The sequence below is a fragment of the Sediminibacillus massiliensis genome, assembly GCF_900156915.1.
In the GTDB taxonomy this organism is placed as follows: domain Bacteria; phylum Bacillota; class Bacilli; order Bacillales; family Amphibacillaceae; genus Sediminibacillus_A; species Sediminibacillus_A massiliensis.
The window spans coordinates 3150281-3175991 of the sequence record NZ_LT732535.1 but is presented as its reverse complement, the minus strand read 5'-3'; the positions used below and the strand labels follow the sequence as shown (position 1 = coordinate 3175991).

The following is a 25711-nucleotide window of genomic DNA, read 5'->3' as shown; positions in this document are numbered from 1 at the left end:
ATTAAGACCCACCCTGTACTGTAGAATCAATATTAATAATATCAGTCAAACCTGTTATTTCGAACAGTCGTAATACTCTGTCTTGCAGCTGTACGAGCTTTAACTCGCTGTTATTTTCTTTTGAAGATTTCAACGCACTGACAAAAACACCCAAGCCTGTACTATCCATATAATTAACATTTTCCAAGTTAACTTCTACTAACTGACCCTCTTGCTGGGTAAGCGGCATTAAAGTTTCCTTTAGTTTGGGAGCTGTATATGCATCAATCTCTCCACCTAGCACAACAACTGCTGAAGCTTCATTATTTATCACATCAATTTCCAGATTCATATTCATCCTCCTACTCCAGAAAAGATTCACTCAATAGATGTTACCCTGATTAGAAAGCAATCAAACTTCTTTACGCAAAATAATTAGTGTAAAGTCATCCCTCAGATGGAAATCCTGTAGCCGTTCAAAGTGTTTGTACACTTGTTCGACAATTTTTTGTGCAGGCAAATGCATGTATTGCTTGATAACATCCAATACTTCTTCAGGCTCGATAAAACGATCACCCTGCCTGCATTCTGTCACCCCGTCAGTCAGAAGAATCACCATATCATTGGGATTGATCTTCTTCTCATACTGCCGGTAGGTCGTATCCTTGGTTACCCCGAGGACAATTCCTTTTGCTTCTATTTCTTCGAATTTGTCTTCTTCTGCATTGTAATAAAAACCAGGCTCATGACCGGCAGAAGAATAGAAAAATGTGTCCAGATCAGGATCAAACAACCCATAAAACATGGTGATGAACATGCTCGGATCGACGTTTCGCTCCACCACTCTGTTCAAGCTTTGCAGGATACTGCTAGGATTCATTCCATTTTCAGGAAAACTATCCATTGAATACTTGATCATGGACATCGCCAGGGCAGCAGGGATGCCCTTACCGATAACGTCGGCTATCGCTATTCCCAATGAGCCGCGGTCATTATGGACGAAGTGGTAATAATCTCCATTCATTTGGTTGGCAGGAACACTGATAGCGCCGATATCTAATCCCTCTATCTGAGGTTTAACTGTCGTAAGCAACGTCTGCTGCATGCTTGCTGCCACGGATATTTCCGATTTCAATTCCAGCTGTTTCTCTCTCAGCGATTGGAATTCCTGGTATGCCAGGCCGTAAGATATCATCGCTTCCAACAAAAAATTCATGGAAGACTGGATACCCTCCGGCAAGTCTGGGTATATATCTTGTAAGGCCTGGATATGAACATTAATAATTTCTTCAGGGGAAATGTTGTGCTGCATCGACAACTTACTGAACTGTTCAGCTTGATATAAAGCCGTTTCATCCTGTGTCCTTATATATTGTTTCAATAAATCCCGATAATTGCCTAAATCCAGATTTAGTGTACTCATTTAGAACCCCCCTCATCAACGAACCCACTTAATGGTTCTTATCTCTGTCCCCTTCCCTTGCTCGGAAACAATATCAAACTCATCCATGAGTCGTTTTACCCCCGGTAATCCTGCACCCAATCCGCCGGATGTGGAATAACCATCTTCCATGACCTTATTTATTTCCGAAATACCCGGCCCATCATCCATGGCGATTATGCAGATACCTTTATGGTCAATTTCTTCGATTGTTTCAAAACATACCTTTCCTGTACCAGCGTATAAATATATATTACGAGCGAGTTCAGATATAGCAGTGGCTATTCGGGCCTGGTCCACAGTGCCGAACCCTATTTTTCTTGCAAAATCACGCCCTATTTGGCGAGCGCCGACTATATCCCACTCTTTTTGAATATTAACGCAGGATTGGAAGTCCATGCTCACTCCTCCAATTCCTGTCTCAATTTGATCAAGCCTTGCTCAAGGTCAAGGGCAGTCGGGACATCTTGAAGATGAATGCCTAAGTCAATCAATGTCATGGCAACCGCTGGCTGGATACCAGTCAAGACGACTTTAGCTCCCATGAGATCCGACATTGTTACTACATCCCCCAGAACTTTCGCAATAAATGAATCAATGATGTCGACTGAAGTAAGATCGATCACTACCCCTGTCGCGCCGCTTGTATGAATCTTATTCAACAAATCTTCCTGGAATTGAATCGCGCTCTGATCATCCAGATCTATTTGGATAGAAATCAACAAATAGTTATGCAGCTTTAGAATTGGTATTCTCATGACGTTCACTCCCTATCCAGAGAATCGACTAGTTTCTCTATATCTTCTTCTTGACTCTTCGTGCTGACAATTGTCCGGTTGGTTAGCTCCAATGCAGTCTGGAATCCTTTTCTCAAGGAACTTTTGGTCGGGAATTTCCCTAAATCAATGCCTAAGTTGACAATTGTCTGGGCGATTTCCGGACGAATCCCAACCAGGATACATGTGGAACCGATAAGACGAACAGCCTCCGCTGCTTGAATGATATGGTGTGCTACCATCGTATCCACGACCGGAACACCGGTAATATCAATTAACACAACCTCTGCGTTATGCTTTATTACCCCATCAAGTAAATTTTCCATGATCAGTTTGGCACGTTCCGTATCTATTGTTCCAATCAGGGGCATCACTGTAATGTTTTCCATTACCGGAATCAAGGGAGCCGATAACTCTTGAAGCGCTACCCTCTGCAAGGAAACAATATGTTCCCAGCTTCCAGAGTATTCGTTGACGAGATGGTTGATAATAGGGTCCACCCATTTATCAACCGCCTGCAGAACTTGGGTAAAGTACTTGGAGTCGACCTTTTCCGATCGTGTCAATATAAAATCAATCGTGACTCTGCGGAAAGCCTGAAGTCCGTCCGTAAGATAGCTCAAAGGCCATCCTAAATTAATCAGCCTTTCAGAAAAGTCATTTAATTCATTCGTTTTACCCTGCTTTTCGACACTGGCGAAGATGACATTGACAAACTCTCTGTTCGTGCTTTCGAATAGCTCTTCAGAGATTGTCGCCGTATAGTCACCCCGCCGGTTTTTCGAAACTTCTTCCAGCCACATTTGGACAATGGTGTCGCTGTTTTCGATCACTAGATTTTTAAGTTTCTTATCCATTCCGCTACCCCCTGATAAAATCCCAATAATATGCTGCTTCTATTGTCACATGTTTAGGACAAGTGCGCAAACTTTTTGATAGCATATGTAAGGACGCTCAATCCCTGTGTTGATAATAACCTACCATTAAAATTAACTTAATTCCACAAATTACCCTTTCTTCCAAGATCGAAATTTCCCTTATGCACAAAAAATGCCCAAGTCATTCCTATGACAAGGGCACGTTGTTTTACATTCGGTTTTTCAGGGTAACATTCCATTAAAAATCAGTCAGACCAAGACTTATTTCCAACGCTTTATTGATATTTTCCATCATATGATTGTCTAACTGGGTAATCTTATCAGTCAATCGCTGTTTATCAATAGTCCTAATCTGTTCTAATAAAATAACAGAGTCACGTTCAAATCCATATTTCTTGGCATCAATTTCAACATGTGTAGGCAGTTTTGCCTTTTGTATTTGCGCGGTAATCGCTGCAACAATAACCGTAGGGCTAAAACGGTTGCCAATATCGTTTTGCAAAACCAATACTGGACGAACGCCCCCCTGTTCTGAACCCACTACAGGGGAAAGATCGGCGAAATAAACTTCGCCTCTTTTTACAATCAATCCCTTACACCCCACTCACTAGTCGCTCTAGGGTGTTTTCTGCCTCCTCTTCAGCTTGGAAAGCTTCTGAAGCAATGTTGAGATTTATTTTCGCCATTTCCATGTAGCCTCTTTGCATTGATTCCCGAATATGGCGTTTTTTCTTTTCACGCAAATACGATTTTGTTGCCTGACAAATAAAGTCGCTCAGATCACTGTTCTCTGTTTCCATTAAACCATCCACCTCGCTAAGCAGGTTTTTTGGCAGCCTTACAACAACCTCTTGTAAGCTCTCTGACACAACCATACACCTCCACCATATCTACAAGCCCAGTCTGTTTTTAATCCATTTCAATCATATCATTCTATAAAGCGCTTTGCAAAGTCATTTCGTAACTTTTTGTTAGAAAAACTTGGTCATGAATAGTCTGCCGCAGTAATCGACCTGTTTGTTTTTCTGATTCCGGGAAACTTTTCCTTTCCGTTCACTGTTACAGGACGCTGAATTTTCCCTCTGTTCCTATAATAACCAATTTTTGATTTTCTTTACTTGATTATTTTCCATATAGATCCTGGGCACGCGTGGATTGATCATACAAGTTATTTCATAATTGATTGTTTCCAGATAATCCGCGACTTCATCGGCTGTGACTTCCTCACCGTCCTGGCTTCCGATGATTGTCACCTGTGTCCCGACAGGAAGCTCCTCATCCAGACGAACCATCAGTTGGTCCATGCAAATCCGGCCTACAATCGGGCATCTCTTACCGCCTACAAGAACTTCTTTTCCTTGAAGTTTTCTTGTCACCCCGTCTGCATACCCGAGGGGGACTGTTCCGATCCACTCTTCTGAAGCAGTGGTGTAAGTTGCCCCATAACTTATCGATTCTCCAGCCGGGAGCTTTTTGACATGGATGAGTCTGCTATGAAGAGAAAAGGCCGGTTTCAGATCAATCGGCTTTTCTGCCTTCACTTGAGAAGAGGGATAAAGACCGTACATACTAATTCCGAATCTTACATATTGTTTCATCCTGTCAGGGAACCTCATGCTCGCCGCACTGTTTCCTGTATGAAAAACAGGTGAAATTCCTTCCCAGTTCTTATTAAACACCCGGTAGAGTTCATCAAAACGCGCTTCCTGCAACTCAAAATAGCCAAACTCGGCCTCATCAGCGGTAGCGAAATGCGTGAATACTCCCTCTAGTTCAAAGCAGTCACTTTTCAGCTGTTCGAGCATCTCTGTTAGTTCTGCTGCCTCACGGAGCCCGAGCCGTCCCATGCCGGTGTCCCATTTCATATGAACTTTCACTCTACCCTCAAAATCTATGGTTTTCACTTGTTGCAGCCAGTCTTTTTGATAAAAAGTGACCGCGATGTCGTGTTCAACAGCGACAGGGACATCTTCCGGGCGGACTCTCCCCAATACCAGCACAGGAGCCGTTATCCCGTATTTTCTAAGTTTCAAAGCCTCATCCAACAGTGCAACCGCAAGCCTGTCTGCGCCAGCCTTCAAGGCTGCCTCCGCCACTTCTACATCCCCGTGCCCATATCCATTTGCCTTCACAACGGCAAATATGTCAGTCGTTTGCGGGAGACGCTGTCTTAGCTGTTGAATATTATAACCAATATTGTCTAAATTTACTTCCACCCAGGAGTCACGATAAAATCTGTCATGTTGCAACGCTTACCTCTCCCATCACTTTTCGTATTTTTTTATCATACCAAAAAGTGAAGGGCTGTGCATGGATGAAGGGGGAATCAGCCAACCTGTGACGGAACTGGTTTGTCCCGCCATGAAGAAACTTAAGATTATATCCGCTCCGCTCCCCTGTAATGATTGGTATTACACAATATACCTGGTAAACTTTCTTCCGGCGGCATCAAGATAAAAATAAAGCAGACCCCCACTATGAGCCTGCTTACGTATCCATCACTTCACTTGTTGTCCTGTTACCGAGCTCGCAACTTCCACCAATTCTTCTTTTGTCAATTCATCACTAGCCAGATAGTAGGTTGCCCCATTGTAGCTCCATTCTATGGAAGCAGCACTCAGCGCCCCCATTGTAAAGCCTAAGTTAACTGGTTCTCCATTTACTTTTTCAGGTGCTGCGGCACTGGCAGGGAATGAATTTGCCATTTCCTGCACAAGGGTGAAGTTCTTCTCGCCTTCGTAGGTTAAAATGACGCGTTTCCCGTTTTCTGTCTCGATTTCTTTTGTTTCGACCAACTCGGAACCAAGACTAACGTTTGGATACAATACCGCCAATTCCTTGTTTTCTGTACCCTCAGCCATGGCCGGAATGCCAAGCACACCGCTCGTCATATTCTTTTCGATTTCGAAAGTATCATCGGTAAATTCCGGATCGATTTCAAAGGCGGAGAATTGCACTTCCACCAGTGGATTTTTATCCTTGTCGAGCACTTTGACCATTACCGGCGTGTACGTTTTCTTATCAAAATAAATTTCCTGGAAAGGCAGATTATTATTGTTTTGATAATTCGTTTTCGTCTCAAACACAAAGTAGTTTTCCGTCGCTTTGAATACCGATTCCGCATCATTCAGGACATCTTGTACTAGCGACTGATAAAGATAAGGCTGACTGCTGTTATTCGGCCATTCACTTTGGAACTTGAAGCTTTTGTTCAATGCAGGTGTCAACACAAATACACCGTCATTGTTTCTCAGGATGATTTGACTGCCTTTCTCATCTTTTTCATTTTTTAAAAGAACACGATAGAAGTCTTTCTTTTTGTGAGCAACTTCTATATTGTAAGTCTGGCTTTCTTCTCCTGTCTGCAAACTCATGCTTGCCTGTGCTTTGTAACCATTCATTTTCTCCATATTGTCGGCTAGTTTCCCGGCTACGTCCTCTTTTGATTTTTCTCCGCAAGCTGCTAAGACCAGGATCAACAATAAAATGATTCCTAAGCCGAATTTTCTCCTCATTGTCACATCTCCTTTGTCTCATTTCAAAGGACAAAGGGAACGCACAAGCCTGTGTCAAGAAAATGTACGAAAGACAGATGCCAATCCATCAATAACGTCACTTGCCAATAAATCCTGTTGAGAATGGGAATCCCGTACAGCATCATCCGCTGATTTCCCATGAATAAAGCAGCCATTGGACAGCGCTTCCTGAATGGTCTGCTTCTGCATGATCATCGCCAACAAAATACCGGATAATACGTCGCCAGTGCCTCCTTTGGCAAGCCCGGCGTTGCCAGAGGTATTAACCCATTGATTCCCCTCGGGATCGGCAACAATCGTATTCGATCCTTTGAGCACCAAATACACTTGGTGTTCAACAGCAAACTCTCTGGAAACAGAAAATGGCTTCTGGAGTATTTCCTTAACTGAATACCCAGTAAGCATGGCCATTTCGCCGGGGTGCGGCGTCAACACGGTAGGCTTTTTCCGATTTTTCAACAAGGATATATTTTCTTTGGCATGGTGCAGCCCGTCTGCGTCGATTAAGACAGGGATATCCGCTTTCAACAGCAGATTCTTCGTAAAATTACTTGTATGAGGTTCTCGCCCCATCCCCATGCCGATCGCCAACGCGTCAAAAGCCGATACATCTATCTGTTGATCATCGATCCTTCCTTGTTTCTCCTGCAGTAACAGGTACGTTGCTTCAAGACAAGTTGATGAAAGGACAGGAATCACTTCCTGAACTGTTGCGGTAGTGATCAGACCCGAACCGGCTTTTAATGCTGCACGAGTTGTAAGCGAGATGGACCCCGGCATTTCCCTGGCACCACCGATCACAAGCCCTTTGCCGTGACTGCCCTTGTGGGAGAATCGGTCCCTATCCGGCAGAGACTTGCCTGCTTCTTTCTCCCCCCATAATTGGATGGAAGAACGGAATGCTTGATGAGGGATTCCGATACGCACGATCTCCAACTCCCCATAATAGGGGGCCGTATGCTGAAGATATGCACTCACTTTCGGCTGTTCGATAACAATGGTGCGGTCTGCCTGAATACCATCAAACTCCGCAACCCCTTCATCGGCGGGAACGCCGCTTGGTATGTCGACAGCAATTGTCAGTATTTCCATCTCGTTCACCGCCTCGACCGCTTCATCAAACGGGGATCTCAACGGTCCACTGACACCGATTCCGAGCATCGCATCGATCACCACCCCGAAATCCTTAAGCAACGCTTTGAAAGAATCGACTCCCTGCCAATAGCATATATCGCCTCCACTTTTGACAAACAGTTGTTTATGAAAAGCAGCATCCCCTTTTATTTTGTGATCGGGAACCAATTGGAGCAGGGTTACTCGATACCCGTTATTCGCCATTGTCCTGGCAATGACAAACCCGTCCCCACCGTTATTCCCGGCCCCAACAAGAACAAGTACAGCCGTTTCCTCCGTAATTCTGGACTGTATCTTTGAAGCTGCTTCTCGACCGGCATTTTCCATCAGCATTCTACCATCTATCCCTATTTTCTCGATCGCATAACGGTCTGCTTCGTACATTTCTTTCGCGGTAACAATGTGCACAATGTTCCCTCCTACCCGCACTAAAATATATGAGACAAACTATGTGATTATGCAGACTAGACTGACAAGCTTCTTGAAACGGACCAACTTCTATATCTCCCTTTCTTCCAATACAACCTGTGCCACTGCATACTCCTTACTATGGGAAATGGATAAGAAAGTGTGAACCCCAGACCCTCTTTTGTCTACTAATTGCGGAGCACCTTTCTCATCGGCCTGGATTTCGATGTCTTGAAATCCCAATTTACCCAAACCCGTCCCAAGTGCCTTAGAATAAGCTTCTTTTGCCGCAAATCTTCCTGCCAGATATTCTACTTGCCTGCCGGGAGATTTTATGGCGTAATAGGCTTCCCTTTCTTTTTCCGTCAAAACCCTTTGGACAAACCGGTCATTTTTATTTATACTGGACTGAATTCTTTTTAATTCAATTATATCAATACCTATACCCTTTATCATTTGCACCAACCTTTTCACACTACATTTTCCCATCATATCCGGTAAAACCTTAGAAAATCATGCATACTAACAAGAAACACGATGGTTGTGAATAACTCCAATTGTAAAGTATTATACATAAGTAGCAGCAATATATCATTCAAAGGAGAAACCATATGTTTATCCGAAATGAAAGCTTTAAAGAATTCATCCGTTTCTATCCTGTCGTGACTGCCCTTGTAGCTTTCCAGTTATTGATCTGGATATTGGTTCTGCTGGCACCCGAGTTCGGGAATCATATATTCCAGTTCGGCGTCGGAGTCAATTTGCTGATTGCCCAGGGAGAATACTGGCGGCTCGTCACGCCAATCTTCCTCCATGACCCGAACGGTGTCATGCATGTACTTTTCAACTCCTTTTCACTAGTCTTGTTCGGTCCTGCATTAGAACAAATGACGGGAAAATTCAAGTTCTTGCTTATTTACTTGCTGACAGGCATAATCGGGAACTTTCTCACTTTTATCACAGATCCAGGCGCGTACTATGTTCATGTCGGTGCATCAGGAGCCATTTATGGTCTGTTCGGGCTTTATATTTACATGGTTTTCTTAAGGAAGGACTTAATTGACCCAGGGAATGCCCAAATTATTACCACGATATTCATCCTGGGAATTATCATGACATTCCTGCGTCCGGGCATCAATATCCTCGGACATTTATTCGGATTTATTGCAGGGTTCGCTGTTGCTCCCATCTTTTTACGAAATGTCCTTCCTTTTTCCATATGGAGGAACAGAAGGCATGACAGGGATGGAGGAATACAGTTCGATCCAAACCGTTGGAATAAGAAGCGGTTTCCGTGGAGAAAGTACATCGGTCCGGCCATCTGGCTGTTCCTCGCCATCCTTGTATTCCTCGGGATAATCGCGATGTTTCTCTAATTTACAGCAGAAGGCCAAGCCTGATTGACTATCGGGCTTGGCCTTTTTTTATTCCCTTTCGAAAGAGTACCAATCTATTATGCTCTCTGCCTGGCTATCTTCGATGTCTTTGACTTTAAAACTTTTTCCCATGCCGGTATGGGAGGCGATTGAGAAAAAGGCCGTCTTCAGATTCCTCCTGGATTGGAACCAATGAACAGATGTCGATAAGGACTGTATCCTTTTTCTCTTTGTATAAATCGTTTCTCTACTGATATTTCTGTACCGGAACGCCAATTGATCGGCTTTTTTGATATAGCCGGCATCCTTATAACGAAAGTAACCCAGTAATCCCGCGGCCAGCAGCACAAACAGTAGAACCCAGCTATAAAAAGGAAAAAAATAGACTAACGGTGAAACAACGATCAGTACCGGCAAAACAGCTCGGATAATAAACCTCCTGGCCGAACGCTTGGGCAATGGATTCCATTCGACATCCATAGAATAATCAGGAACAAACTGGCTGATAAACACAGCAATTTCTTCTTGCTTAAGTAACGGAAACAGAACAGTGGAAAATTCCTCATCCTTGTCGGCGGATCCCCCGGCAACTTCCGCATACACTGCTGCATATCCGAACGGCTGCCGCAGAACATTCTCCTGGATCCGGATGCCCTGGATTCGTTTGAGTGGTACCGTTAATTGTTTTTTCTCCAGCAGACCTCGTGTTATATAAACTTCCTCACTGTTTTTTTGGATGGTAAAATAGCTATACTTCAATATGGTCCCCGCTATCGCCATCAGCCACAGCACCACGAAGACGAAAAATATGATGCTCACCAGGAAATAGATACTTAGATGTACTGCCCAATTATAAATGTCCATGAAAAAGTCATCTGGAATAACCTGATTTAATTGGGAGCCACCAAGGGCGAACAAAGATAAAAACACCCCGACCCCTCCTGAGGTAGTGGCCGCGATCAGCAAGCGGGAAAGATCGATTTTCCTGGTTGGACCTGCTACCGGGACTTTCTCGTCATCAGGCTGGTCCTCTTCCGGCAAAACAGGTTCCTGTCTGTTTTTCAAGGTTTCCCTGAGCAGCTCTCCATTTTGTCTGGTTACAGCTTTCAATCCTGCTTCTGCCGCGTTGTCACTGCCGGCAGTCTGAACCTCGACCCGGACCAATCCGAATATCCGGTGTATTATTCCAGCCGTTAAGTCGATCGACTGGATTCTGTTTTTAGATATGTAACGTTTCTTCCGGACGATTATGCCATATTCTATTTTCAGCTCATCATCTTCAACCCGGTAAGTGAACCTGTACCAGGATAAGAAACTATATGTAATAGTGATCACCAGAAAGAGAACGATATATAAAACTTCAAACCAGAACCCACCAAGATTGATATTGCTGAAGGTAGCAAAAAAACCGATAATTGCCGGGATAATGACATCTTTTATAATTCGGAGAAAATTAAATATGGTGGCCGCAGGATGCATGCGCATAGGCTTAGACATCATCTTCATCAACCCTTGCCAGTCTTGAAATTTTGTCCCTTAAATCCGATGCTTCTTCTTCTGCGAGAGCCGGGATTTCGTGCGTGGTAGCCGCAGTGGAGATAGTGACGGTAGCCAGTTTGAAATATTTCAAAATCGGTCCTTGCTTGGTATCAACATGCTGGACCCTGATCATCGGAACCAATGTTCTTTGTATAATAATGATGCCATGCTGGATATCTATTTCCTGCTCAAAGACTTCATAACGCCATCGCCTCCACTTAATCGAAGGAATCAAAACCACAACTAAATATGTAGCAAGTACAACAACACCCCAAGCGGTAAGTACCGCCCAAAGCGGAAGGGAAAACCGCTGCGCCAAAAACGACAACGCAATAACAGCAGCCCATAGTAAAATAAATGGCAGGGATGCAGCTATTCTCCACACTTTGACCGCATCCTTCGCAATATAATTCCTTGGTGGTTGCCTCACGTCTCTCACCAGCCTTTCCTAAAATGAAATCATTTCCATAATTCATTTTATCCTTTATCCACACACAAAAAAAGCCCCTTCAGCGATTGAAGGAGCTTCTTGTTATTACTTATAACATTAGTTGTTGTTATTAGAACGTTTATTTTGGAATTTACGGTTTCTGGATGACTTACCAGATGGCTTGCCTTTTCTGGAGAAACTGCGCTTTTTGTCATTATTTCTGTAATTCCGTTTCTTTTTATCCTTGTATGCCTGTTTAACACTCACAGGTGCAATCGAAGTCAAATTAACAGGCGTGTTTCGGCGTTCTTTTGTCAGCAATTTGAGAGCCGCAGATACAATGGTGACAGAATCGTATTGGTTCAACAACTCATTGGCTGTCTCACGATATGATTGAAGATCTTTCTTATCGATTGCAGACTGGAGCTTGTCGACCGTTATTTGCTGCTGGCCGCGCAACGCTTCATCAAAAGAAGGTGCCTGACGGCGTTTGATTTTACCTTTTGTCACTTTCTCGATCAAATGAAGATGCGGGATTTCCCTCGGTGTAATGAAAGAAGTCGCCTCACCAGTTTTTCCTGCACGGCCGGTACGTCCGATTCTGTGGACGTAACTTTCCGGATCCTGGGGAACGTCAAAGTTATACACATGAGTGACACCGGAAATATCCAATCCCCTTGCAGCCACATCTGTTGCAACCAGGATTTCGATACGGCTGTTCTTGAACTTGTTCAATACAGACATCCGCTTGCCCTGGGTCAAGTCGCCGTGTATTCCTTCTGCGCGGAACCCACGAGCTTGAAGTCCTTCCGTCACTTCATCTACTCGTTTTTTCGTACGTCCGAATATAATAGCAAGCTCTGGTGCATGAATGTCAAGCAAGTTTGTCAATGTATCAAACTTTTGCTTTTCGTTTACTTCGACGTAGTATTGGTCAATATTTTCTACGGTCATCTCTTTGGCTTTGACTTTGACTTCTTCCGGCTTCTTCATCAAAGTGGTCGCGATTTCCCTGATTTCCTTCGGCATGGTCGCAGAGAATAGCAATGTCTGTCTCTGTTCCGGAATTGCTTTTAAAATATCGCGGATATCATCGATGAAACCCATGTTCAGCATTTCGTCAGCTTCATCCAAAACAGCTGTATGAACATTGCTGATATTAATGGTTTTTCTGCGGATGTGGTCCAGTAAACGTCCAGGAGTCGCCACTACAATATGCGGACCTTCTCTCAAAGCCCTGATTTGGCGATCCATGTGCTGGCCGCCGTAAACCGGAAGTGTCCGAACACCTTTGAAACGTCCCAAACGGTGGATTTCTTCGCCAACTTGAATTGCCAATTCCCTTGTAGGCGCGATTACAAGTCCTTGAATTTTTTTCATGTCTTGCTCGATTTTCTCGATCATCGGGATACCAAATGCAGCAGTCTTCCCTGTTCCTGTTTGAGCTTGCCCAATAACATCTTTGCCTTGCAGTCCCAATGGAATGGTCTGTTCCTGAATCGGGGTAGCTTCTTCAAAACCCATTTTCTCCAAAGCCTTCATTATTGAACTGGATATACCTAAAGATTTAAAAGTTGTCACTATTTTTTCCTACTCCTTTAACAAAATTCTCATTTTCTGCACGTATCAGCACGTTAAAGAGAACTTGTCCATTGAGCCGATCCTTGGCTTTTAAGAGCTTTCAGAGCAATTGTCATACCTCTACTAAAAAATCTAATATAGTCGAATCGACTTCTCTATTGCAAGTTCGAATGAATTATAACGCGGTTAGAAAAACCAGTTTTGTTCCAGTGCTTAGTTTTCCCAATACTTTGCTTTGAATTATACCATCTTTCAATTCAAAAAGCCTTCCTCCAGCATAAGGACGGAAGAGGCCTGTTAGCAAGCATTCAATGGATTAATAAATCTTATCATACTCTACAGCCTAATTCTACCTGTATTAGAAATGATTTTCAAACAAATGAGTGTTAAACTTAGATAAAACGCTTACTGCAAGGAGGAGCTTCATGGACAAGCCTCCCTTTCATCCATATATCGCAATCTCTGTTGGAGTGCTTTCCATTTCAACTGCAGCTGTACTCGTCAAGATGGCGGAATCTGCCCCGGCATCCATCATTGCCAATTATCGCCTGTTGATTGCTGTTTTCCTGATGGCTCCGTATGTTCTATTGAAACACCGGCATGAGTTCCGGATGATCAGTAGAAAAGATTGGGTCTTATCTGGATTTGCGGGAGTTTTTCTGGCGCTTCACTTTATTTTCTGGTTTGAGTCATTAAATTATACATCTGTGGCAAGCTCTGTCGTACTTGTTTCGCTCCAACCGATTTTTGCGTTCATCGGAACTTACCTATTGTTCCAGGAAAAATTCTCTCCAGGTTCATTCATCAGCATGGTGATTGCGCTGACCGGGAGCCTGCTGATCAGTTGGGGTGATTTCAAAATGAGCGGTCTGGCTCTTTTGGGAGACCTGCTGGCTTTAGCCGGAGCTCTAATGGTCACCATCTACTTTCTGGCAGGTCAATCAGTCCGGAAGCGCCTTTCTCTAATGACGTACACTTTTATTGTCTATGGAGCGAGCTCGCTCACATTGATAGTGTATAATTATATCTTGGACAATTCCTTTACCGGTTATACTCTCAATGAATGGCTCCTCTTTCTTGCCCTGGCAATTATTCCGACTTTCTTTGGCCATACATTATTCAATTGGGCCATTAAATGGGTCAGTACTTCCACTATCTCCATGAGCATTCTTTTTGAACCGGTTGGTGCATCCATATTGGCTTATTTCCTTCTGGGAGAAGTCGTAACCTGGTCCCAATGGCTTGGAGGGACGATTGTCATCACAGGGCTGTTTTTGTTTATTGTGAGCACGTCGAAAAGAAAACCCAGGCTCGCTTTACCAAGGCTTAACAGGAAAAACTGACAGCCGGCAGATGGGACGCAAGGACTGCCTGTCCGGATATACCACCTGTTTAAACAGGTATAATAAAGGATAAATAATCGTACGATATTTATATCAGTGAAAAAGGTGATAAATATGAAGATTCAATTAATAACAGATTCAAGCTCAGACCTTCCTAAAGAAATGCAAAGGAAATTAAACATAGAAGTAGTCCCTATTTATTTACGGATTGATGGAAAACAATTCAAGCCGGGTATCGACCTGGAACTGCCCGAATTCTACGAAAGGATGGAAAACTCCAAGGAATTACCGAGCTCCTCTGCTCCTAACCCGAACGATTTCTATCAGGCTTTCAAGAAGGTGGATGCTGATACACCGATTCTTTGTTTAAGTCTCTCCAAAGGAATCAGCAGTACCTACAATAATGCAGAAATGGCCAAAAACATGCTTTTGGAAGAAGAACCTTCACGTAAAATCGAGGTTCTAAACAGCAAATCAGCAAGCAGCGGATTGATTATTTTACTGAACGAAGCAGCTCAAAAGGCAGAAGAAGGCCTCTCCTTTGAACAATTAATTTCGCATATGAAAGACAAAATCGAGCAGACACAGACTTTATTCGTCCTTAAAACACTGGAAAACGTCATCAAAGGAGGACGTCTCGACCGTGTTAAAGGTACCATCGCAAAAACTTTGAACATTAAATTACTGCTGAAAGCGAGTGACGAGGGTACGATTGAAGTATCTGAAAAAGTGCGCGGTGACAAAAAGTCAATCCGCCGGTTTGTCGATCAAATAGGAGAGTACACGAAAAACGTGGAAAACAAAGTGATTGCCCTTACACATTGCAATGCGGAAGACAGAGGAAAGTCCGTCATGGAAGAAATCAAAAATAAATATCCGTTCAAAGAAACCATCTTGACAGAAATGGGTCCTCTTATTGCCACCTATGCCGGCGAGGGCGGACTGGTCGTTTCTTTCTTCGGAGACTGATACATGGGGATATATTCACTCGACAAGCTGACAGCTGCCTGGGTCCAGGCAGCTGTTTTTTAGTTTATTCATTATGCTGAACGGTGGTATTCATAAGAAGGCTGGGGAGCCAGAAGTGCCAGAATCCCCGCTGTAACAGGCAGGAACATCATCACAATCAAAATTTGTTGATAACTACCGAACCAGTCATAGAACAGCCCGAAAGGAAGCGGCCCAAATGCAGAAGAAACCACCATACACGTCTGTGCTATACCTTTGATACTTCCCAAGTGTTCTCTCCCAAAATAATTCGGCCAGACAATGTTAAGCACGATCCGCTCAAATCCATTGACAATTCCCCAAAACACCCCAAACAAGAGAGCCATGAATGCAGAATTGGCAAACAATAAGATGAACAGCGATATCAAATGCCCCAGGAATGTCACGGCCAGGACATAGTGAACCGAAACTCTGTCGACTAAATAGCCGACCACAAAGCTTACCGGGAAACCCAGAATCGCCATCAAAGACAAGATGAGGGCCGCCGTTTCAGGGCTCAACCCTTTCCCTTCTGCTATAGAAACGATATGAAATGTCACACCGGTATTAACCAAAGCCGGGACACTAACGGCAAATAAAACAAACCAAAAAGCTCTTGTTTTCATCGCTTCATTCAGTGTCCAGCTTATTTCCGGTTCATCCGCATTCGGATTCGCAGCCTGTCCGGGTTGTTTTTTCCGCTTTTTCTCCGACGATTTCAACACTAGGAAAATACCGGCAGCAATCAATAGAAGTCCGGCCCAAAACGCTAAAACAAACAACAGCTGATAACTGACCGCTAACCAAATAGATACACTTATCACCAAAACAGCCATAACAAGCCAAAAAACTTTGGTACGGAAGATATCTTTTCCCGCACGTCTTGTCCCGCTTAATTCATCTCTTGGTTTACCATCCGGAAGCTCGCCAATATCTTTGGGCTGGTTGCGGACGAATAAAAAAGCCAACGGAACGAAAACAACCAACAAAGCAATACCCCAGAATGACCATGTCACTCTCCATCCAAAACTATCGATCAACCACGTATTCAGTGGCGGGAAAAGTGCCGGGCTGGCGAAGCCGCCGATTGTCATAATACTTAGCGCCCTCCCCCTTTTTATCCTGAACCATTGAGGGACAAGCGTATTCGGCAAAAGGGTCATCGAACCTTGTCCAAATAAACGAAGCACATAAATACCGATGAACATCATCACGGCTCCGGTCAACAGGGCATTCCAAAAGCAGGCAGCGGCCAACAAACCTCCGACTGCCACCATCATGGTCCTTTGCCCAAAACGGTCAACCAGCCGTCCGACCAAGAACAAGGAAAAGCCAGCACATAAGGTCGCTGTGGAGTAGATTCCAGAAACAAACGAGCGGGAATAGTCAAAATCCTCGATGTAGTGATCGATAAATATCGATATGGAATAAGTTTGACCAGGACCAGAGAAAAAAACACTTAGTCCGGCTATAAACACAACAATCCACCCATAAAAAAAGGGTGGGTTGACAACGGTTTGATTTTGATTCATTTTCGATTTCACGTAGCCAAAACTCCTTTGCGACGGGTGAGAAAAGAGAAAACAGTTTGGATCAATTCCTCTTTTTGTTCTCCAAGGCAAATCATGTGTTTTGATTTGTCATACAGGATTAGCTCCGTGTCTGCTCCTGATATCTCCTTATCAAGATAATGCAATGTTTTGAAAGGGACCAAACTATCCTGCCTTCCTTGGGCAATCAACACCGGGCATTCTATGTTCTCGAGATATGGTCTGGTAAAGCGGACACATTTTTGAAACTCGATCATCGCTTTGAAAGGCACGGAACCCCATTTGCATTTATAGTTGTTGAACATAGGATCATTGTCCAGTTCGCCTTTCAGTCCCTTTACGAAAAAACTGCCTAATTCTACCCCCATCTGTTTAATATCGATATACTTTCCGGCAGGTGAGAGCAACGCCAACTTTGCAACAGGGTATTTGGCAGCTAGATAAGATGCAATCATTCCACCCATCGAAAATCCAACCACGAATACTTGCTCACATTGCTTCTCCAACATTCTAAATTCATCTTCTGCCGCGCTCACCCATTGATCAAATGTAACCCCTTTTAAATTGAGGGTATCTCCATGACCTGGCAGGCAGGGAACTTTCACAAGCCAATCTGTGTTTTCTCTCACATATTCTGCAAGCGGATCCACTTCATACGGACCACCGGTAAACCCATGGATACACAAACATCCTTTCATCATGATGCTCCTCCTCAATAGTGTCGAACATATACAAAATATTAACGAATAACGTGGAGATGATGCCAGACATCTGCACTTCACTATAACTTTAATACCCTTGCCGGAAAATTTTAGTCCATGTATAACACCAAAATGGAATCAACCGGGATTTTTAGTGTGCGTTTGCCTGAAGATAAAAAAATCCCTGTCGAATTCGACAAGGAGATGATTTGATTATTTAATTCCTTGCAGGAAACTGCCGAATCCTTTAAATATTGGTGCAACTTGCTGGACAGTCGAAGCCATTTGGCCCACGGTCGATAACATCTTATCCAAGTCCATTTGACCATTCTTATCCTGGAAAAGATTCATGAAACCAGGAGCGGACTGCTGCTGCCAATATCCTGTCTGTCCCGGCTGGCTGCCGACGAATCCCGGCCAGGGTGCAGGATGAGGCGGCTTTGCGAAATATTGATATGGATTGGTGCCTGTTCCCCCAGGAAAACCTTGGCCAGGGTTTACGGGCCCACCCTGATAATAAAAAGGATCATACATCTGTGGATTTTGCCCATAGAAAGGATACGGCGCTCTCTCATGATTCATCATAGAAGACACCTCACATTCTTTCATTTACTACACTATATGCTCATGAAGAATGATTGTTAAGGAACTCTTCTCAGCACAAAAAAAAACAAGCAGGAATACCCAACTTGATTTAGTATCACTCGGAATATAACCCGCTCTGTTGGTAAAAAGAATAGACAGGCTCTATCCCGAGTGCTTTCTTTATTTTCGATTTTTGGAAACCCAGTATCTTTTGATCTTGGATAAAAACGGCCGGAGTTCCGTATACTTTGTGTTCTTGCAGTTCCTTGATGTGTTCTTTATTATTCGTAACGTTTTTCTCTATATAATCTACTTCCCACTTATCCAGATGGGACAGCAGCTGATCACATTGGCGGCAATTCTCACTTACATAAACAACGACACTTTGCCTTGTCATAGGTGTACCTCCTGGGTAATTTTTTCTGCGTCTTTTTTCCTAAAACATTCCCCTACTAAATCTTTCTATTGATATTTACCCATTAGCGGAGGGACTAAACCTACTTTTTTACAAATTTTTAACATCTTGTTTTGATCAATAAGCAAGCACTTCTCCCAATTCATCCGTACCCCTGATCAAGTCAAAACTTTTAAACTCTGCCCGCGGAACACTCAGCAGGTAAACCAGCACTTTTGCCACATCGGCACGGGGGATGGTTCCTCCTTCTGGAATAGATTCTTCCAGCCGGACTTTTCCTGTTCCTTCTTCATTGGTTAAGCCGCCCGGGCGGATAATCGTATAATTCAACCGCGATTTTCTTAAGTAATCATCTGCCCTGTGTTTAGCAAAAAGATAATGCTTCATGGCCGGGTACTGTTCGGGTTTATCTGCATTCATCGAGCTTAACATGATAAAGCGGCTGACTCCGAATTGTTCAGCCAGTTCGATCGATTTTATCGCGCCCTCCTGGTCGATGATGATGGTTTTGTCCGGACCAGTGTGCGGGCCGGATCCGGCTGCAAAAATCACACCATCTATTCCGTAGAAAGCTTCTTCGAAGTTGCTTTCCAGGTTGCCGAGGACTGTTTTGATTCCCTGTTCTTCAAACCATGGAACTTGATCTGTATCCCTGACCATCGCAACTGGTTCGTGGTCTGATTCTTGCAATGTTCTGGCAACATGTCTGCCTACTTTTCCATTGGCTCCTATGACTAAAACTTTCATGACAGTTCCTCCTTGTTACAATCTGATAATGACTTTGTTCCCACTTATGTCCTTAAGTAAACAAGAGCCGATTGTTCAAACAACAACAAGTGTTATAGAAGCCAAGGATGCACAGGAATCTATTTCATCTTTTCAGCATAGAGTCCAAGTTTTTTGAGCAGTTGGATTGCTGTTTGCTTCTCTTCCGTATCTAGACCGCCTGTAATTGCTTCAATTTGCTCCCAATGATCCGGGAAAATATCATGAAGGAATTCACGGCCTTTGTCTGTGATGGAGGCATAAGTAATTCTTCTGTCGCTTTCCGAGGGTTTCCTGATCAGATACCCTTTTTTCTCCAATTTATCTACCACATATGTTATACTTCCGCTCGCCAGCAGGATTTTATCACCGATTTTCTGCAATGCTTGGTCTCCTTGGTGATAAAGCAATTCCAGTACACCGAATTCAGTAGGATTTAATCCTTTTTTCCGGATATCCGCTTCTACTTGATCTGCAATTGACCGGTAAGCTTTGGATAATACCACAAAAAGCTTCAAAGACGGATCCTGCTTTTTGATGAGGTATTCGTTATCCATACTCATAAAGCCCACCCTTTCTTTTATCTTGAATTAAAGATAGTATATAAAACTTTGAAAAAGCATGTCAAATTCCGGTAAAATAGATAGAGTCTTTCTAATATAGGCGCGATTTACTAAATAGAAGGTAAGAAAGCGGTGGACAAATTGGTCAAAGATACAGGGGAAAGGGTCATCCCGGACTATATGACCCATATGAACAAGCTTGTGTTGGAGCATACAGCAAGATATCAGTTTGCTCTGAACTATGTGAAAGGCAGGGTCTTAGACTTATCCTGTGGCGCTGGCTATGGAACCCACATGATTGCAAAGGAAATGAAAGACGAGATAGATGAAATAATAGGGGTTGATATTGACCCTGAGATTATCAAATATGCCAAAGGAAGGTACTATCATCCCAAGTCAGCTTTTGTAGTCGCGGACGCAACAGAAGCTAAACTCAAGGAAAAAGTCGGCACATTCGATACTATTGTCAGTTTTGAAACGATCGAGCATATTGAGCAGGAAGAATCTCTTTTAAATAACTATGATCAATTACTGAACGATGGAGGTACGCTCATTGTTTCCACACCTTTCGGGGAAGGGCGCGGGAAGCCGTGCGGTTCTCCTTTTCATGTCCATCAGTTGAAGCCTGAAGAATTTATAGAACTGTTCCAGCAATATGAAACGGCATTTTATTATCAAAAAGGGGTATTGATCGAACCAGCCCGCCCCGACCTCGATTACCCGCTGGGAATAGCAGTTTGTCAAAAAGTCTAATCACCCCCCCTCATAAAGATTCCCATCCCCTTCTTTCAGATTTTACATTGAGAGGAATTGCGACATAGTGACAATTCTACATTATGAAGTTTTCATTCCTTCTGATGTTAGTTGAGTGCTAACCCAACGCTGCGGTAAAATACTCGCTTTCCACGGGGAACGCTTCTGCCAGGGTACTACTTGAGTAGGCTCCTTTGCTCCCTTGGGACTGCGATTACTCGTCCCACCGAAAACCATGCGTCGAGGAAGCTTGCTACGAAGCGATACTAGAAGACGCAGACGCATTACTGCGGGTTCTTCAGACTGTTCCTTTCCCGTAGGACTTTGAAAGACCTGGGGGAAGAGCATCTTCCGAAGACCCCGCAGTGAGTGCAGTTTGCTCACGAGGAGGCTGAGGTGTGCTGCCCCCGGAAAGGGAGTATTTTTCCGTAGCGCCGGAATACCACTCAATCTAAAAAGAATGGAAGGAAGCCACACAAGTTATGTCGCAGTTTATGGATTTTCTGAAGGATTAGAGTTCAACCTATATAATAAAAGCTTCCAAGTTTAATAGCCTGGAAGCTTTGCTGTTCTTTTATTGTACAACTAGTGTGGAGACCATGCCAGAGTGTCCTTGGCCACAGGGTACGCTGCAATAGATTTCATATTCACCCGGCTCTTCCGGTGTGAAAGTCGCCGAACCTTCACCCTCGATATTCACATCATACTCATCGATGGCCAAACCATGCTGCCCTTCTTCACTAGTAAGGTTGATGGTTACTTCTTCGCCGGCCTCAACTGTATATTCTTCTTGGTCAAATTGAAAGTTTGTAGCACTGATATTCAAAGTGTTTTCCCCTGAATCACCACCGGAATCTGCATTCTGGTCATCCGTTGATTCCGATTGCTCTGTTTGATCTTGACCACCTTCCTGGCTGCTTTCATCAGAGTTGTTGCCGCCGCAAGCTGTTAAAACAACCATCAAACTTATCACCATCACGATAAAAAGATTCTTCTTCATGATGTATTCTCCCTCCTTTGAAGTCTACTTTCTCTGTTTCTCCATTTATGTGTTTTTAAACTTCAACCATCTTTAATTATTCGGTACTTCCCACAATCATTTTCAAACGGCCCGGAACAATGGAGATTTCAGAAGGAGTGGTTGTATAAATTTCGCCATCCATATCGATCTCTTGGACTGTTTCCGACTCCACCCTCAACTCTTTTGCCTTGATATGCGACAATTCCGTTAAATCTTCCGAGCTGACGTCGCCTTGATTCATCATCATTAACTCTTTGAACAGAGTCAGGTTGGAATTCTTTACAATCAACAAATCCAGCTTGCCATCTCTTGGGTCGACTTGTTGGAGAGGTATTTCCCGCGTTCCTATAAACCTGCCGTTCATTACGAGGATCATGACTGCTTCACCAGACTGCTCTTCACCGTCTGCCGTCAATGTGTAGGGAAATGGCTCAGCCTGATTCAAGCTTCTTAACGTACTCAAAAAATAGCTCAATACCCCTAAACGCCTTTTCTGGTCACTGTCTATATTCATGGAGGTCTGTGCAACAAGACCTATCCCCCAAAAATTCAGGAAATATTGGTCATCGGCTTTCCCAATATCTATTTCTTCCACATCACCATCTAATATAGTCTGCGCGGCTTGAGACAGATTTTGGGGAATGTGAAGCATTCTGCTGAAATCGTTACAAGTCCCGCCTGGAAGAATGCCGATAGCAGGACGTTCATCCAACTTTGCAAAGACATTAATACATTCATGTATTGTTCCGTCCCCTCCGAGAATAATCACGGCGTCGACGATTTGGGCATACTCTTCACATGCTGCCCTTAATTGCTCCACGTCGGCAGTTTGAACGATAAAGAGCCTTTCAAAGCCTTTGGCGAGAACTGGCAATGTTTGATTGAGTTTCCGCTCTATCTCCTGTTCATCGTCATTTCCATTGAACAGAAATAAACCCTTCCCATATTTGGGCATGTTTTTCACACTCGCTTTCTAATTTCCCTACATTTCATATTTCCTCGAATCAGAAAATTTCAAACTGGAGTAATAGAGAAGAAAAAAAGAGACTATCACCCCTTCGAAGCGGGGGAGCAGCCTCCTGATTTACATCTCTTCCTTTATCCCTTTTCTGACAAGCCACCAGTTAACAGGGTAACTAGTGAGAAAACCAATAATCATGGCAATTTGCATCATAAACCAATAACTCGGCTCATTTGGTTTCGGTGGCTGGGAAAACAAGATAAAATGAACGATCGCCATCCAGCCGAACATACCGATCTGGAATGATATTAATGCCAAAGTGTCTGCCTTTATGGCATTTTTCAAAGAAGTGAGGATGCCATCTTCTTTATTCATAGGATATATGGCAAAGAATTGGAAAACTACCCCGAAAATATACGCTAAAATAAATTCGACAAAATAATGGGCGAAGAGCGCCATTCCAAACAGAGTAAAGCTTGTCATGAATACAATCGGAACACCAAGCACATCCCCCGCTGTACACCCTGATGCACAGTGGCTTGTAGAACCGAATACTTTAGCCGGTTTGCCTCTGTTATCTTCCGCTTCCGAATCTTTGGCCTTCAGTTTGCCCCATTTCCAATATAAATACACAGCTACAGGTCCTAAAAACCAGCCATTGATCGGCCAGACAATATTCATAATCCACATCATTTGCGGATGCTTATATACATCGAAAGCGATAACAGCTGATGATAATAAACCTGCAGCCAATGCAATAATCGATACAACCATTAACCAATCGATAATATCACCTACCTGTTCATTTTTGTTATATCATTAAGTTCCACTGTTCTGCACCACGTTAAACATCATCTCTTTTATATTCCATTAGAATTTAATGGAAATATGAGATAAAATGATAGAATATAAACATCATAAAATAACAGAAAAAGGATGACTTCCATGGTGTACTCCAGCAATATCGTGAAACTATTCTTTCATCCTGAAGACCACCTTTTCAGAATAAGAGAAGCAGAAAAGATCACTCATACCACTAGGCTCACCTTCTTACTGATCGGATTATGTTTAGTTGTTTACGGATGGATGAGCTGGCTCGGAATCGGGTCTGCACCTATCTCGGCTAATGCCGTAACTATGCCACAACCAAATTACGAAACAGCAAAAGTCTGGTTTTTGATAGCAAGGCTCGCATATGCTCTTCTATTTGCCTTATTCATTCTGACGGTTCCAACCTGCTTCTTTTGGCTCTTTTACAATATCCCTTTCAAAAAGATCGTCATTATGCAATTGCTTGTATTATCGGTGTTGTTGGTAGAAAGGTTATTGTGGATTCCTTTATTCATTTATGCCGGGCTGGAATGGTATGTTTCTCCGCTCTCGTTTGGAATAATAGCTTCACGCCTGACAGAAATTCCTTTGCTGATCCATCTACTTGGGGTCATTTCTATTTTTCAATTATGGATAGTCGGTTTCCAAGTAAGGTATTTAAGCTACCTTTCCAAGGTATATAAAGCATGGATATGGACCGGTGTCCTGTTATTCCACTTCACCGTGTGGTTCATAGCCGCTTTTGTTTCCAGTTATGACTCCTATCTTATCAATATGATCACGGAAAGATGGTGATGGGGATGAAAAGAAAAAGAATAACCAAAATTATCTTTTACAGCTTCATAGTCCTGCTTATCGGTACGAATATTACCTTGCTTATCACTGATGAAGATAACTATATTGATAGAATGTCTTACATAAAAGAGTGGTCAGAGATTTTCACACACGATTTATACGAAAGAACCCTTACAGAGGGTGTATTGGCATCGAGCGAGGAAACCCCTGTATATTTTGAAGAGAGCCAAGGCGCATTCCAGCAGTTCCTTGTGGAAGAAGGCGATACCGTCACGGAAGGCCAGCCCTTGTTCGAATATCGCGTGAAAGATTATGATGTCACACTGAACCGGTTGGAACAGGAAGTAGAAAAACTTACAGGAGAGATTACTGCGATTGAGACGGCACTCAGAAATATCAATACGTACCAGATCTCCCTCCCTGAAACAAATCCAGACCCTTTACGCGGCTTCGGCGATGAAGATGATGAAACAGAATCAGAGGAACAAACGGACACATCTGATACAGAATATATGAAAGAGCAATATTTGACTGAAAAAGAGTTGGAACTGGAACAGAAACAAGCAGCACTACAGGCTGCTGAAGCTCAGCTTGCCGAGCTTACCTCAGAAGGCAGCATTGTCACAGTTAACAGCCCTGCGCCCGGAAAAATCGAGGAGATTGAAACAGACTTGAAAAATCCCGTAGTTACGCTGCAAAGCGAAAATCTTCATATTGAGGGAGAACTTCCTGAAACAGACAGAAAGAGGATCGAAGTTGGAATGCCAGTGAATATCCATATCGATGACGTTGCTGGCGAGCTGGAAGGTGAGATAAAGTCTATTGCAGACTCGCCGAATGAAGTCAGTATTAATAACACCAGTTTTTATCCATTCGAAGTAGAAATGGATGAAGCGGAAACAGAAGTGCTTCCTGGTTATCACACAAATTTGGAAATCATCACAGATCAATTCTTAGAGGCACCGACTGTTAAGATGGATCATATCACTCAAGCCCCCTCCCCTGCTGTCTGGGTGATGACACCAGAAGGAACTGTTTACTTGCAAGAGGTTGAATTGGGTCTTGCTGAAGCGGGATTTCAAGGCCTTACTTCAGGAGTTGAAGTTGGTGAGACTATTGCAGAGGAGCCAAAGGGCCGGTTGATCGATCAATCACCATTTGTCACTCCTATAAGAGAAAGCAAAGTTCAATGGAAGAAAATGGCTGCAGCGGGAGACTATGCATTCAACAAAGCATCCTTTCTTACAGGGGTCATCTCCCGGTAAACGGAACATTAATAACCAGAGAAGCTTTTATCCCACACTCTGAAACCAGAATCTTATAAACAGTTCAGATAACACTAAAAAGGTTGACTATGCCAATA

General features: G+C 43.4%; 29 protein-coding genes. 6 read left to right on the top strand and 23 right to left on the bottom strand.

What is annotated here, in order from left to right:
• Window position 1 precedes the first annotated feature (1 nt).
• The 11 genes from CZ434_RS16605 to acpS all read right to left on the bottom strand — a co-directional run bounded on the left by CZ434_RS16605 (window position 2) and on the right by acpS (window position 8608).
• Entirely contained in the window at window positions 2-331 is a 330-nt protein-coding gene (locus CZ434_RS16605; RefSeq protein WP_077624174.1) for an STAS domain-containing protein, read from the bottom strand.
• A 60-nt stretch (window positions 332-391) separates the two neighbouring features.
• Complete coding sequence (locus CZ434_RS16600) at window positions 392-1402, bottom strand: PP2C family protein-serine/threonine phosphatase (protein WP_077624173.1); 1011 nt, start codon at window positions 1400-1402, stop codon at window positions 392-394.
• A 15-nt stretch (window positions 1403-1417) separates the two neighbouring features.
• The gene (locus CZ434_RS16595; protein ID WP_077624172.1) at window positions 1418-1819 is read right to left on the bottom strand and encodes an anti-sigma regulatory factor; all 402 of its coding nucleotides are present in this window, start codon (window positions 1817-1819) and stop codon (window positions 1418-1420) included.
• Window positions 1820-1821: 2 nt separating this feature from the next.
• Window positions 1822-2178, bottom strand: a complete 357-nt coding sequence (locus CZ434_RS16590) for an STAS domain-containing protein (RefSeq protein WP_077624171.1) — start codon at window positions 2176-2178, stop codon at window positions 1822-1824.
• Window positions 2179-2183: 5 nt separating this feature from the next.
• Complete coding sequence (locus CZ434_RS16585) at window positions 2184-3053, bottom strand: RsbT co-antagonist protein RsbRA (RefSeq protein ID WP_077624170.1); 870 nt, start codon at window positions 3051-3053, stop codon at window positions 2184-2186.
• 259 nt (window positions 3054-3312) lie between these two features.
• Complete coding sequence (locus CZ434_RS16580) at window positions 3313-3663, bottom strand: type II toxin-antitoxin system PemK/MazF family toxin (protein ID WP_077625231.1); 351 nt, start codon at window positions 3661-3663, stop codon at window positions 3313-3315.
• 4 nt (window positions 3664-3667) lie between these two features.
• A complete protein-coding gene (locus CZ434_RS16575) occupies window positions 3668-3949 on the bottom strand; it encodes a CopG family ribbon-helix-helix protein (RefSeq protein WP_077624169.1) in 282 nt (93 codons plus the stop codon).
• Between the two features lie 213 nt (window positions 3950-4162).
• The gene (gene alr, locus CZ434_RS16570; RefSeq protein WP_077624168.1) at window positions 4163-5323 is read right to left on the bottom strand and encodes an alanine racemase; all 1161 of its coding nucleotides are present in this window, start codon (window positions 5321-5323) and stop codon (window positions 4163-4165) included.
• A gap of 249 nt (window positions 5324-5572) precedes the next feature.
• Complete coding sequence (locus tag CZ434_RS16565) at window positions 5573-6589, bottom strand: LolA family protein (RefSeq protein WP_077624167.1); 1017 nt, start codon at window positions 6587-6589, stop codon at window positions 5573-5575.
• Between the two features lie 54 nt (window positions 6590-6643).
• Window positions 6644-8152 carry a bifunctional ADP-dependent NAD(P)H-hydrate dehydratase/NAD(P)H-hydrate epimerase gene (locus CZ434_RS16560; RefSeq protein WP_077624166.1) on the bottom strand — a complete coding sequence of 503 codons (1509 nt, stop codon included), beginning with the start codon at window positions 8150-8152 and terminating at the stop codon, window positions 6644-6646.
• A gap of 90 nt (window positions 8153-8242) precedes the next feature.
• The gene (gene acpS, locus CZ434_RS16555) at window positions 8243-8608 is read right to left on the bottom strand and encodes a holo-ACP synthase (protein WP_077624165.1); all 366 of its coding nucleotides are present in this window, start codon (window positions 8606-8608) and stop codon (window positions 8243-8245) included.
• A 155-nt stretch (window positions 8609-8763) separates the two neighbouring features.
• Here acpS and CZ434_RS16550 point away from each other — a divergent pair, with 155 nt between their 5' ends.
• Window positions 8764-9528 carry a rhomboid family intramembrane serine protease gene (locus CZ434_RS16550; RefSeq protein WP_077624164.1) on the top strand — a complete coding sequence of 255 codons (765 nt, stop codon included), beginning with the start codon at window positions 8764-8766 and terminating at the stop codon, window positions 9526-9528.
• 48 nt (window positions 9529-9576) lie between these two features.
• Here the strand turns inward: CZ434_RS16550 and CZ434_RS16545 are convergent, their stop codons facing one another.
• From CZ434_RS16545 to cshA, 3 genes are all read right to left on the bottom strand, one after another.
• Entirely contained in the window at window positions 9577-11025 is a 1449-nt protein-coding gene (locus tag CZ434_RS16545) for a PH domain-containing protein (RefSeq protein ID WP_179107297.1), read from the bottom strand.
• Window positions 11018-11452: a PH domain-containing protein gene (locus CZ434_RS16540; protein ID WP_425442064.1), complete on the bottom strand. Its 435-nt coding sequence runs from the start codon at window positions 11450-11452 to the stop codon at window positions 11018-11020. Before CZ434_RS16540 ends, CZ434_RS16545 begins: the two co-directional genes overlap by 8 nt.
• 162 nt (window positions 11453-11614) lie before the next feature.
• Window positions 11615-13078, bottom strand: a complete 1464-nt coding sequence (gene cshA / locus CZ434_RS16535) for a degradosome RNA helicase CshA (RefSeq protein WP_077624162.1) — start codon at window positions 13076-13078, stop codon at window positions 11615-11617.
• 425 nt (window positions 13079-13503) lie between these two features.
• On the opposite strand from cshA, the gene CZ434_RS16530 reads away from it, so the two are divergent.
• Window positions 13504-14421 (top strand): DMT family transporter, encoded by a 918-nt coding sequence (locus CZ434_RS16530; RefSeq protein ID WP_077624161.1) that lies wholly within the window; start codon window positions 13504-13506, stop codon window positions 14419-14421.
• 114 nt (window positions 14422-14535) lie between these two features.
• Window positions 14536-15390: a DegV family protein gene (locus CZ434_RS16525; RefSeq protein ID WP_077624160.1), complete on the top strand. Its 855-nt coding sequence runs from the start codon at window positions 14536-14538 to the stop codon at window positions 15388-15390.
• Window positions 15391-15461: 71 nt separating this feature from the next.
• Here CZ434_RS16525 and CZ434_RS16520 read toward each other — a convergent pair whose 3' ends face one another.
• The 6 genes from CZ434_RS16520 to CZ434_RS16495 form a co-directional block, all read right to left on the bottom strand.
• Window positions 15462-16952, bottom strand: a complete 1491-nt coding sequence (locus CZ434_RS16520) for an MFS transporter (protein WP_077624159.1) — start codon at window positions 16950-16952, stop codon at window positions 15462-15464.
• Window positions 16949-17659, bottom strand: a complete 711-nt coding sequence (locus tag CZ434_RS16515) for an alpha/beta hydrolase (protein ID WP_342745704.1) — start codon at window positions 17657-17659, stop codon at window positions 16949-16951. Before CZ434_RS16515 ends, CZ434_RS16520 begins: the two co-directional genes overlap by 4 nt.
• Window positions 17660-17872: 213 nt before the next feature.
• Window positions 17873-18241 carry a YppG family protein gene (locus tag CZ434_RS16510; protein WP_179107296.1) on the bottom strand — a complete coding sequence of 123 codons (369 nt, stop codon included), beginning with the start codon at window positions 18239-18241 and terminating at the stop codon, window positions 17873-17875.
• Window positions 18242-18359: 118 nt separating this feature from the next.
• Entirely contained in the window at window positions 18360-18641 is a 282-nt protein-coding gene (locus CZ434_RS16505) for a glutaredoxin family protein (protein WP_077624157.1), read from the bottom strand.
• Window positions 18642-18776: 135 nt separating this feature from the next.
• Window positions 18777-19406 (bottom strand): SDR family oxidoreductase, encoded by a 630-nt coding sequence (locus CZ434_RS16500; protein WP_077624156.1) that lies wholly within the window; start codon window positions 19404-19406, stop codon window positions 18777-18779.
• Between the two features lie 119 nt (window positions 19407-19525).
• The gene (locus CZ434_RS16495; RefSeq protein ID WP_077625228.1) at window positions 19526-19981 is read right to left on the bottom strand and encodes a MarR family winged helix-turn-helix transcriptional regulator; all 456 of its coding nucleotides are present in this window, start codon (window positions 19979-19981) and stop codon (window positions 19526-19528) included.
• 147 nt (window positions 19982-20128) lie between these two features.
• Between CZ434_RS16495 and CZ434_RS16490 the strand changes: the two genes are divergently transcribed.
• Entirely contained in the window at window positions 20129-20740 is a 612-nt protein-coding gene (locus CZ434_RS16490; RefSeq protein WP_077625227.1) for a class I SAM-dependent methyltransferase, read from the top strand.
• Window positions 20741-21314: 574 nt separating this feature from the next.
• Here the strand turns inward: CZ434_RS16490 and CZ434_RS16480 are convergent.
• The 3 genes from CZ434_RS16480 to CZ434_RS16470 form a co-directional block, all read right to left on the bottom strand.
• The gene (locus CZ434_RS16480; RefSeq protein ID WP_077624154.1) at window positions 21315-21740 is read right to left on the bottom strand and encodes a cupredoxin domain-containing protein; all 426 of its coding nucleotides are present in this window, start codon (window positions 21738-21740) and stop codon (window positions 21315-21317) included.
• A gap of 76 nt (window positions 21741-21816) precedes the next feature.
• A complete protein-coding gene (locus CZ434_RS16475; protein WP_077625226.1) occupies window positions 21817-22716 on the bottom strand; it encodes a YegS/Rv2252/BmrU family lipid kinase in 900 nt (299 codons plus the stop codon).
• Window positions 22717-22845: 129 nt separating this feature from the next.
• Window positions 22846-23496 carry a DUF4396 domain-containing protein gene (locus CZ434_RS16470; protein WP_077624153.1) on the bottom strand — a complete coding sequence of 217 codons (651 nt, stop codon included), beginning with the start codon at window positions 23494-23496 and terminating at the stop codon, window positions 22846-22848.
• A gap of 171 nt (window positions 23497-23667) precedes the next feature.
• Between CZ434_RS16470 and CZ434_RS16465 the strand changes: the two genes are divergently transcribed.
• Both CZ434_RS16465 and CZ434_RS16460 read left to right on the top strand, forming a co-directional pair.
• Window positions 23668-24348, top strand: a complete 681-nt coding sequence (locus tag CZ434_RS16465) for a hypothetical protein (RefSeq protein WP_077624152.1) — start codon at window positions 23668-23670, stop codon at window positions 24346-24348.
• Window positions 24349-24353: 5 nt separating this feature from the next.
• Window positions 24354-25613, top strand: coding sequence for an efflux RND transporter periplasmic adaptor subunit (locus tag CZ434_RS16460; protein ID WP_179107295.1), 1260 nt, complete (start codon window positions 24354-24356; stop codon window positions 25611-25613).
• Window positions 25614-25711 lie beyond the last annotated feature (98 nt).

Excerpts from the sequence above, each read along its gene's own strand:
- CZ434_RS16605 (WP_077624174.1), bottom strand. The coding sequence starts at position 331 with ATGAATCTGGAAATTGATGTGATAAATAATGAAGCTTCAGCAGTTGTT.
- CZ434_RS16600 (WP_077624173.1), bottom strand. The coding sequence starts at position 1,402 with ATGAGTACACTAAATCTGGATTTAGGCAATTATCGGGATTTATTGAAA.
- CZ434_RS16595 (WP_077624172.1), bottom strand. The coding sequence starts at position 1,819 with ATGGACTTCCAATCCTGCGTTAATATTCAAAAAGAGTGGGATATAGTC.
- CZ434_RS16590 (WP_077624171.1), bottom strand. The coding sequence starts at position 2,178 with ATGAGAATACCAATTCTAAAGCTGCATAACTATTTGTTGATTTCTATC.
- CZ434_RS16585 (WP_077624170.1), bottom strand. The coding sequence starts at position 3,053 with ATGGATAAGAAACTTAAAAATCTAGTGATCGAAAACAGCGACACCATT.
- CZ434_RS16575 (WP_077624169.1), bottom strand. The coding sequence starts at position 3,949 with ATGGTTGTGTCAGAGAGCTTACAAGAGGTTGTTGTAAGGCTGCCAAAA.
- CZ434_RS16565 (WP_077624167.1), bottom strand. The coding sequence starts at position 6,589 with ATGAGGAGAAAATTCGGCTTAGGAATCATTTTATTGTTGATCCTGGTC.
- acpS (WP_077624165.1), bottom strand. The coding sequence starts at position 8,608 with ATGATAAAGGGTATAGGTATTGATATAATTGAATTAAAAAGAATTCAG.
- CZ434_RS16550 (WP_077624164.1), top strand. The coding sequence starts at position 8,764 with ATGTTTATCCGAAATGAAAGCTTTAAAGAATTCATCCGTTTCTATCCT.
- CZ434_RS16545 (WP_179107297.1), bottom strand. The coding sequence starts at position 11,025 with ATGTCTAAGCCTATGCGCATGCATCCTGCGGCCACCATATTTAATTTT.
- CZ434_RS16530 (WP_077624161.1), top strand. The coding sequence starts at position 13,504 with ATGGACAAGCCTCCCTTTCATCCATATATCGCAATCTCTGTTGGAGTG.
- CZ434_RS16525 (WP_077624160.1), top strand. The coding sequence starts at position 14,536 with ATGAAGATTCAATTAATAACAGATTCAAGCTCAGACCTTCCTAAAGAA.
- CZ434_RS16515 (WP_342745704.1), bottom strand. The coding sequence starts at position 17,659 with ATGATGAAAGGATGTTTGTGTATCCATGGGTTTACCGGTGGTCCGTAT.
- CZ434_RS16510 (WP_179107296.1), bottom strand. The coding sequence starts at position 18,241 with ATGAATCATGAGAGAGCGCCGTATCCTTTCTATGGGCAAAATCCACAG.
- CZ434_RS16505 (WP_077624157.1), bottom strand. The coding sequence starts at position 18,641 with ATGACAAGGCAAAGTGTCGTTGTTTATGTAAGTGAGAATTGCCGCCAA.
- CZ434_RS16500 (WP_077624156.1), bottom strand. The coding sequence starts at position 19,406 with ATGAAAGTTTTAGTCATAGGAGCCAATGGAAAAGTAGGCAGACATGTT.
- CZ434_RS16495 (WP_077625228.1), bottom strand. The coding sequence starts at position 19,981 with ATGGATAACGAATACCTCATCAAAAAGCAGGATCCGTCTTTGAAGCTT.
- CZ434_RS16480 (WP_077624154.1), bottom strand. The coding sequence starts at position 21,740 with ATGAAGAAGAATCTTTTTATCGTGATGGTGATAAGTTTGATGGTTGTT.
- CZ434_RS16475 (WP_077625226.1), bottom strand. The coding sequence starts at position 22,716 with ATGCCCAAATATGGGAAGGGTTTATTTCTGTTCAATGGAAATGACGAT.
- CZ434_RS16470 (WP_077624153.1), bottom strand. The coding sequence starts at position 23,496 with ATGGTTGTATCGATTATTGCATTGGCTGCAGGTTTATTATCATCAGCT.
- CZ434_RS16465 (WP_077624152.1), top strand. The coding sequence starts at position 23,668 with ATGGTGTACTCCAGCAATATCGTGAAACTATTCTTTCATCCTGAAGAC.
- CZ434_RS16460 (WP_179107295.1), top strand. The coding sequence starts at position 24,354 with ATGAAAAGAAAAAGAATAACCAAAATTATCTTTTACAGCTTCATAGTC.